Annotated in this window: 3 protein-coding genes and 1 pseudogene; all 4 read left to right on the top strand. The window is 68.2% G+C overall.

Features of this window, described 5'->3' with window-relative positions; translation table 11 throughout:
* A pseudogene (locus tag ACSIH6_RS39035) lies at positions 1 to 733 on the top strand (AAA family ATPase); the annotation flags it as partial.
* Positions 734 to 765: 32 nt separating this feature from the next.
* The gene (locus tag ACSIH6_RS39030; RefSeq protein WP_435113873.1) at positions 766 to 3,768 is read left to right on the top strand and encodes a hypothetical protein; all 3,003 of its coding nucleotides are present in this window, start codon (positions 766 to 768) and stop codon (positions 3,766 to 3,768) included.
* Positions 3,659 to 3,997 (top strand): YbaB/EbfC family nucleoid-associated protein, encoded by a 339-nt coding sequence (locus ACSIH6_RS39025; RefSeq protein WP_435113871.1) that lies wholly within the window; start codon positions 3,659 to 3,661, stop codon positions 3,995 to 3,997. Before ACSIH6_RS39030 ends, ACSIH6_RS39025 begins: the two co-directional genes overlap by 110 nt.
* Positions 3,998 to 4,044: 47 nt before the next feature.
* Positions 4,045 to 4,380, top strand: a 336-nt coding sequence (locus ACSIH6_RS39020) for a hypothetical protein (protein WP_435113868.1), incomplete at its 3' end; no start/stop codon positions are given.

The raw sequence follows: 4,380 nt of genomic DNA, 5'->3' as shown, positions 1-4,380 counted from the left end.
GGAGGGCGACAGAGAGTTCTCCCGCGTGGCCCCAGGCCCCGGCAACGAGGAAGACAGCAGCGGTGACGACCCCGGGGACGAAGACGAGGAAACCGGCCCCGGAGACGAGGAGGACAGCGCCGGGGGCGACGAAGACGGCGAAGATGACACCGGTGGCGAAGACGAAGACGGCGAGGACGAAGACGGCGAGGACGAGGACGAAGACGGCGAAGACGAGGACGAGGACGGCGAAGACGACACCGGTGGCGAAGACGAAGACGGCACTGGGGACACCGGAGGCGGTGACGAGGGCACAGGCTCAGGCGACAAGGGTGACAAGGGCACCCGGATCGACCTCGACAAGATCACGGCTTTCCGCACGAGCATCGTGGAGCCCCTCCAGAAGGACCTCAACAAACTGGTCACCGATCTCGCCGTGTACGACGGCGTAGGCGAAAGCGGCTACCAAAGGCTCGGGGACTCCGGAATCCTTCCCCAGGCCGGACAGCTCACCAGCAAGATCGACAGCTCCATGGGCGGGATCTACGAGTTCATCAACGGCCTGAACCAGGAACTGATCGAAATCGAGAACAAGCTCTCGGAGAGCCTCATCATCTTCGCCAATCTCGAGGATGAGCAGAACCTCACCGCCCAGGAGGTCCACCGCCTGATCTATTCGGGCCAGAGCGGTTCTGGAAGCGGTTCTGGAAGCGGTTCCGGTAATGACCAGGACGAGGACAGCAGCGAAGCCTAGTCCCGAGGCGCGATCCACAGGGGGAGGGGACAATGCCAGAAGAACCAGAAGAGCGAAGAGAGTACGAAGACCTTCCGGACAAGCCGCTGCACGAGCTCATGAACATCTTCGCTGGCGGCAAGGACAGCACTTACCCGCCGATGGTCGGTATCGACACGGTCACCGCGGATCCCTGGGTCGCGGACGGGCGCTACCACTTCCACGAGACAAGCGGGATCGGCGGCTTCTCCTGGAATTACGGCGGCCACGAGATGGACCGCTGGTGGAGTTACAGGGAGTACTACACGGCGTACATGTCCACGTACGGCGGTAGCAGCATCCCTTATGAGACCTACGGCATCGACTACGCCGGCTACACCATGCAGAAGCACCTGTGGGGACAGAAAACCCTCAGCGACGGCAAGGAGGGACTGCACGAGGACGACACCCCTCCTCCCCAGGACACGTTCCGACAGCAGCTGAGCAATCTGGCGCACCTCGCCGACTACGGGAACAACCAGCTGGTGTCCGCCAACTGGGACCTCACACGGTTGCAGGACACCATCGACAGCCTGGGCGACCTGCACGAGACGCTGGCCCCCTACATCGACGGTGAGGGCGGCGGCCTCCTGAACAAACTCTGGCAGGAGATCGACGCCCCGGACGGAGCCATGCAGGGCTCGGCCGCGGCGGCGTACAAGTACCGCCTCCAGGACATGGCGTACCGGATGACCACGGTCTACATGCAGCTCCCCGAGTTCAAGGCGGAGTTGGAGCGGGTCAAGCTGGTTCTGGTGGCTGTCAACAGTGCTCTCGCCCACGTGGTGGAGGAGGCCCTCACCACGAGGGGAGGGCTCGTCCAGGAAGTACTCGACGACTGGTACTTCCACACCTCCGCGGGGACGGAGGAGTTCAATCCGGACCGGGGCCAGTTCCATGTCACGATCGCCTACCCCGAGGAGACCGGCGGGGACAAACTGACCGGGATCCCCGGCGACCAGCCGACCCAGGACAACATCAACGGCGTGCTCTACCAGAGGTTCCGGAACCACTACCAGAGCGTCTACGAGATCGCCAACCACGTGCGCGACATCATGGCCCACACCTACACACAGGCCTATGACACCGTGCCGACCATCACAGATCCCGCTCCGCTCGCGCCGCCGACCCCCGAGACCCCCGGTCCCGGCCCCGGTGGCGACGGTCCCGGTGGCGACAATCCCTTCGGCGACTGGGAGAACCCGTTCGGCGACTGGAAGATCGAGAACCCCTTCGGTGACTGGGACTTCGACAACGAGGGAGGCGGCCCGCCCCCGCCTCCGCCCCCGCCTCCACCACCGCCCCCGCAGCTTCCGTACAACGGCCCTGGTACCAGCGACGGCGGCCCCGAGAACCACGAGATCCTGCCCCCGCCGCCGCCACCTCCGAACCTCGGGCTCAACGGGCCCGGCACCGGCGGCCCCGAGGGTCTCGGCGGCCCGCCGCCCCCCACGCCGCACCTCGGCCTCAACGGGCCCGGCACCGGCGGCCTCCAGGGGCTCGGCGGCCCCGAAGGACTCGGCGGCACTGTGACGCCTCCCCCGCCGCCCCCGAACGACCTCGGGCTCAACGGGCCCGGCACCGGCAGCGGCGGAAACGATCCCGGCATGAACGGGCCCTTCGTCCCGCCGCCCCCTCCGCCGAACCTCGGCCTCAACGGCCCGGGAAGCGGTCGCGGCCCAGGGGGTTACAACGGTTCCCTGGAGCGCGATCCGGCAACGGGGCTCCCGCTCAACCCCGAGACCGGCGAGCCCTTCCCCATCGACCCCGAGACCGGGCTGCCCTTCAACCCCGACACCGGCCTGCCCATCAACTTCGACCCCCAGACCGGCCAGGTCCTGCCCATCGACCCCGTCACCGGCGAACCGATCCCCATCGGGGAGACCGGCAGCTCCCTGGAGTTCGACCCGGCGACGGGGCTCCCGCTCAACCCCGAGACCGGCGAGCCCTTCCCCATCGACCCCGAGACCGGGCTGCCCTTCAACCCCGACACCGAACTCCCCATCAACTACGCCCCCGAGACCGGCCAGGTCCTGCCCATCGACCCCGTCACCGGGCAGCCGGTCGGCATCGACCCGACCACCGGCCTGCCGACCGACTACGGCTACGGCTACGGGACGCAGACGCCCCCGCCCGACCTCGGCCTCAACGGCCCCGGCACCTCCGACGACTACGACTACGGGGTACAGCCGCCACCGCTGCCGGAGGACCTGGGCCTCAACGGACCCGGGACGGACAGCGACGCGCCGATCAACCCGATCACCGGCGAGCCCTACGTCATCGACCCCATGACCGGTCAGCCCTATCCGATCAACCCCGAGACCGGGGAGCCGATCACGAGCGACTACACAGGTCCGGGACAGGAGCCCCCGGACGCCCTGCCGCCGCCGCTGACCCCCGACGACGTCGGCCTCAACTACGGCGGCCTCGGCCCCAGCCCCTACTCCAGCGACGGACCGGGATCACCGGACAGCTCCGACCGCTCCTCCCTGTTCGCCAACCCCGACGGCACCCAGTACCCGGCGGGCGGACCCCCGGGGACCTCCGGCGGACCGGGCACCCCCGGCAGCGCCGGCGGGCTCGGCGGCGTGGGAGGTCTGGGCGGCCAGCCCGGCGCGGGCACCGGAGGCGCGGGCACCGGAGCCGGCGGCATGGGCGGCATGCCGATGATGCCGCCCATGATGGGCGGCATGGGCGGCGGTATGGGCGGCGGCGGTGACAACAACCGCGACCGCCAGCGCTCCACCTGGCTCTCCGAGGACGAGAAGGTCTGGGGGACCACGGCCGACGCGCAGAAATCCGCACTGGGACGCCCCGTCCCCGGTCAGAGCAAGAAGGGAGCATCCCGGCATGAGCTCGCAGATGCAACGCCAGATGGAAGAGGAACTGGCACAGCTTCACAAGACGATGGGCCTGCTGGCGGACGCAAGCGCAAACCTGGAGGCGGCAACAGAAGAGGTCGTGGCCAAGAACAGGCTCGTGGGCGCGAAGGTGAACGCGACGGGGGAACTGGTTGAGCTGAAGTTCCACACCCAGGCCTACCGGGACATGGCCCCCACCGAGCTGGCCGCCGCCATCACCGAGGTGGTCAACAAGGCGCGGAGCCAGATGGCCGAGCGCGTCTCGAAGGCCTACAGCCCCTTCATGCCGGACGTGGCGAGCGCGGAGGAGGTCATGAGCGGCGACCTCGACCCGTTCAAGCTGCTCGACCGGCTGGGCATCCCCTCCGAGAACCCGCGGCAGTAGGCGTCCCGCGCCACACCCGTGGCTGAGGAGCGAGAGAGGAGACGGACATGACGGACCGCGGCGACGGCTTCTTCGCCGACTTCGACGGCATGGACAGGAACAGCTGGAGCGTCAACGACGCGGCCGAGTACGCCCGTGAGCTCCAGCAGTGGTTGAGCAGCGAACTGGCGGCCCTGGACCCCATCTGGGGCAAGGGCGACAAGTTCGCCGACGACATGGACCAGTCCCTGGGTGTGCTCAGGACCTCCATCGACGAGTACCTGGGTTTCCTGGTCATCGCCGCGCAGGACACGAGCGCCATCCTCAGCGGCAGCAAGGAGAAGTTCGGCCGTACGGAGGAGAACAACATAGACACCGTCCCGGACATGGACACCCCGGACGGG

The organism is Nocardiopsis synnemataformans (assembly GCF_965343085.1).
GTDB classification, from domain to species: Bacteria; Actinomycetota; Actinomycetes; order Streptosporangiales; family Streptosporangiaceae; genus Nocardiopsis; species Nocardiopsis alborubida.
The sequence above is the reverse complement of the archived record's forward strand: the minus strand, read 5'-3'. Positions and strand labels throughout refer to the sequence as shown.

Coding starts and splice junctions, on each gene's coding strand:
- ACSIH6_RS39030 (WP_435113873.1), top strand. CDS start 766: ATGCCAGAAGAACCAGAAGAGCGAAGAGAGTACGAAGACCTTCCGGAC.
- ACSIH6_RS39025 (WP_435113871.1), top strand. CDS start 3,659: ATGGGCCTGCTGGCGGACGCAAGCGCAAACCTGGAGGCGGCAACAGAA.